The sequence below is a fragment of the Saccharomonospora iraqiensis subsp. paurometabolica YIM 90007 genome (assembly GCF_000231035.2).
GTDB classification, from domain to species: domain Bacteria; phylum Actinomycetota; class Actinomycetes; order Mycobacteriales; family Pseudonocardiaceae; genus Saccharomonospora; species Saccharomonospora paurometabolica.
The window spans coordinates 21,026-24,705 of record NZ_KI912263.1; the positions used below are offsets into that span (position 1 = coordinate 21,026).

General features: G+C 73.5%; 5 protein-coding genes. 3 read left to right on the forward strand and 2 right to left on the reverse strand.

The genetic code is table 11. The annotated features are described in order from the left end of the window. Positions 1 to 107: 107 nt before the first annotated feature. Entirely contained in the window at positions 108 to 479 is a 372-nt protein-coding gene (locus tag SACPADRAFT_RS33575) for a hypothetical protein (protein WP_007026894.1), read from the forward strand. Between the two features lie 49 nt (positions 480 to 528). Here SACPADRAFT_RS33575 and SACPADRAFT_RS0223430 read toward each other — a convergent pair whose 3' ends face one another. Continuing rightward, on the reverse strand, positions 529 to 951 hold the full coding sequence (locus SACPADRAFT_RS0223430) for a PPOX class F420-dependent oxidoreductase (RefSeq protein WP_007026895.1): 423 nt from the start codon (positions 949 to 951) through the stop codon (positions 529 to 531). An 80-nt stretch (positions 952 to 1,031) separates the two neighbouring features. Between SACPADRAFT_RS0223430 and SACPADRAFT_RS0223435 the strand changes: the two genes are divergently transcribed. Next, positions 1,032 to 1,703, forward strand: a complete 672-nt coding sequence (locus SACPADRAFT_RS0223435; RefSeq protein WP_007026896.1) for a DedA family protein — start codon at positions 1,032 to 1,034, stop codon at positions 1,701 to 1,703. A 21-nt stretch (positions 1,704 to 1,724) separates the two neighbouring features. On the opposite strand, the gene SACPADRAFT_RS0223440 is transcribed toward SACPADRAFT_RS0223435, so the two are convergent. After that, positions 1,725 to 2,360, reverse strand: coding sequence for a nucleoside/nucleotide kinase family protein (locus SACPADRAFT_RS0223440; RefSeq protein WP_007026897.1), 636 nt, complete (start codon positions 2,358 to 2,360; stop codon positions 1,725 to 1,727). 287 nt (positions 2,361 to 2,647) lie between these two features. On the opposite strand from SACPADRAFT_RS0223440, the gene SACPADRAFT_RS29560 reads away from it, so the two are divergent. Next, positions 2,648 to 3,680, forward strand: a 1,033-nt coding sequence (locus SACPADRAFT_RS29560) for a LacI family DNA-binding transcriptional regulator (protein ID WP_007026898.1), incomplete at its 3' end; no start/stop codon positions are given.

Sequence of the window (3,680 nt, forward strand, 5' to 3'; positions counted from 1 at the left end):
CTGGGTCGGGGCACCGCCGGACGACGCACGGTCCGTGCCGCGGCCGGACCGGGACGGACCCGGGTGAGCGGGTGCGGGGTTGCCGCGCCCACTACGCTGAGGCGCCGATGAGCGAGAATCCGGAACGTCTGCTGAGCGAGGCGTTGCGGGCGCAGGCACGGAACGCCCCACCGCCACCGCGGCACGCCGCCCCGTCCGGGCCGTCGGCCGCGTCCGGGCCGTCGGCCGCGTCGGTGCCGACGGGCGGTACGGACGGGTCCGGGGCCGGGCTCGCCGGCGGCTACGGGTTGCTGTCCGGTGCCGACCACGACTCCCTGGAACTGCGCCGTGCGGTGTCCGGTCTCGGTGGCGAGGAGGCGGGCTCCCGGCCGAACGGACAGCGACCCGGGGCGGGACCGCTGACCCTGCGCTGGATGTTGTTGCTCGCGGGGTCCCTCGGATTCGCAGTGGGATCGGTGCTCGGCCTGGTCACCCTCTGACCGGCACGGAGCACCGTCCCCTACCGCCACCGTCCCCTACCGCCGGCTGTCACCGCGCCATGCCGTACATCCGCTCGACCCGCAGCTTCACCACCAGTCTGCGCTCGGCGACCATCGCGGCGCGGAACTCGTCCCAGTCCGGGTGTTCACCCGCCATGGTCCGGTACAGCGCGACCAGGTCGGCCACCGTGTCGTCGTGCGGGTCGGCGGCCACCGGGGTGAGCTCCGCGGTCCCCTCGGCCACCGCGTACGACCAGCCGTCGGCACTGGAGACGTGATAGCTCGCCCGAGGATCCCGGCGGAGGTTGCGGGTCTTCGCCCGGTCGTCGGTGACTGACACCAGCACGGTGTCGGTGGCGGGGTCGAAGTGGTGAATCACGGTGGACAACTGGGGCCGTCCGTCCCGCCGGAGCGTGGCGAGCACACCGAACCGCCGGTCGGTCAGGAGTGCACGGAGTGCGTCATCGGTCATACCGGGCTCAACCGCGCGGACACCCGGCCGATTCCGAGTCACCGTCACCGCCTCGCCGGGCGGCAACGTAGTCTGCCGACGTGGACACGCTGCACGCCGACGCCGCGACGGTCGCCCCCGACTGGCTCATGACGGTGGGGATCCCCCTGCTCTGGGTCGTCGTGCTCAGTTTCGTGTTCATCGAGTGCGCGCTGATCCTCGGCCTGTTCCTGCCCGGTGACTCGCTGCTGCTCGGCGCCGGGATCGTGCTCGCCCAGGAGGGCGCGGAGGGGCAGGCCTGGGCACTGTCCGGGGTGGCCCTGGTGGTCGCCGTCCTCGGCAACCAGGCCGGGTACGCGATCGGCCGGAAGACGGGTGTGCACGTGGTCACCCGCCGGGACGGCAAGGTGCTGAACCGGCGGAACCTGGAACGGGCCCGGCTGTTCTTCGACCGCAGAGGCTTCTTCGCCGTCGTGGCGGCGCGCTACATCCCGTACGTCCGCACGCTCACCCCACCCATCGCGGGCGCGGCGGGGATGAACCCCGTGCGGTTCCTCGTCGCCACCGTCGTGGGTGCGGTGCTGTGGGTGCCCGCCCTCGTGCTGGTCGGGTACTACGGCGCGGGGCTGCTGGATTCGATGCCGTGGCTGAAGACCGCGCTGATGCTGGCCAGTCTGAGCTTCTTCGTCGGCGGAACCGTCTACGGGCTCTGGCGCTACCGCCAGGAGATGCGCAAGCCGAGCGACACCGAGGCGCAGACCACCCGGGCCTGACGGCCCGCCCCACGCGGCACCTCAGACGGCGAAGTGCGGCAGGTCCATCTCCCGGACGATGAGATCGGCGCGGTCCGCGGTCCGCGCGATCAGGTCGGCGTTGCGCTGGTCCGAACCGCGGGCGCGTTGCTGGGCCTCCACGAGTGAGCGTCCGTAGCGGCGGTGCCGGGTCACCAACCGCGCGATGCGGGCGTCCTCGTCCGGCTGCAGATACCAGACCTCGTCGATCAGGGAGCGCAGGGTGTCCCACGGGTCGGAGTCGAGCAGCAGGTAGTTCCCCTCAGTGATCACCAGCCGCACGCCCGGCGGGACGGGTACCGCACCGGCGATCGGCTCCTCGATCTCCCGCCGGAACTCCGGCGCGTACACCGGCTCGCGGCCCTCCGACAGCCGCCGGACGAGGTGGACGTAGCCGTGGGCGTCGAACGTGTCCGGTGCCCCCTTGCGGTCGGTCCGGCCCAGCCTGGCCAGCTCCACCTGCGCGAGGTGGAAGCCGTCCATGCCCACCACGGCCGCGTGCGAACCCAGCGCGTCGGCGATCCGCCAGGCCAGGGACGTCTTCCCCGACGCGGGCGGACCCGCGATGCCCAGCACCGTGCGCCTGCCGGTGTCGACCAGCGTCTGCGCGCGGCCGAGCAGTTCGTCGAACGAGGTCATGTCACTCCCCTCGGAAGCCGGGCGCCCCGGACCCGGCGGGCGCCGGGGCGCCGGAGCGCGTCACAGGCGGAGCGCCCGAGCGCAGCGAGGAGAGCACCCGGGCGCGGCCACGGTCACGGCGGCGTGGGTGGCCGGCTCCGCCGGGAGCTCCCGGACACGGACCTCCTCCACGTCCCGCGCCTGCGACCGTAGGCGGGCGGCCGCGACTCGGCAAGCGTTTGCGCAAACGGTTGGCGATGGGGTTGGCTGACGTGCGACCCGTCGTCACCGTGCTCCAGGAGGCGATCATGGCACCGCCGCGGTCGAACCGGCCCACCCAGCGCGACATCGCCGACCTGGCCGGTGTGTCGATCACCACCGTCTCGCACGTCGTCAACGGCACCCGGGCCGTGGCACCCGAGACTCGTGCCGCGGTACTCAACGCCGTCGAACGGACCGGCTACACGGGCGACGCCATCGCCCGGTCGCTCGTCACGGGCGGCACCCGCACGATCGGGGTGGCGATCTCCCTGCTGGCGAACCCGTACTTCGCGACCCTGATGCGGACCGTCGAACGCGAGGCCGCGGCCGCCGGGTACACGGTCCTGCTGGCGGACACGCACGACACGGCGGAGACGGAGGGCGCCATCGTCCGCGCGTTGCGCGCCCGGCGGGTGGAGGGGTTGCTGCTCACCCCGGCCCCCGGCGACGGTGCGGTGGTCGGCGAGCTGGTGTCCGTCGGGACCCCCACGGTGCTGCTCGACCGGGTGTCCACGCGCGGCGACGTCGACCAGGTCGGCTCGGAGAACATCCAGGCGTCCTCGGCGCTGACCGAGCACCTGGCCGCGCACGGGCACCGCCGGATCGGCCTGATCAGCGGCACGCCCGGGCTCGCGACCAGTGAGGAACGCATTCTCGGGCACCGGCTGGGCCTCGGCCGCGCCGGACTGCCGTGGGACCCGGATCTGCTCGCCTGCGGGTACTCCGAGTCCGGGTGGGCCGCCCACGCCTTCGGCACCCTGCTGGACGCGTCCGATCCGGCCACGGCCGTGGTCGTGTCCAACGACGCGATGTCCGTCGGGGTGCTGCACGAGGCGCGCAGGCGCGGGATCCGGATCGGGACCGACGTGGCCGTGGTCGGCTACGACGACCCGGAGTGGGCCGACCTGGTCGATCCGCCGCTGACCACGATGGCGCAGCCGGTCGCCGAGATCGGGGCGCAGGCCGTGCGGTTGCTGCTCGCCCGGATCGCCGACCCCGACCGTGCCGCCGAGACGGTCCGGCTGGCCCCCGAGCTGCGTCACCGACGCTCCTGCGGGTGCACCCCGCCCGGGGACCCCG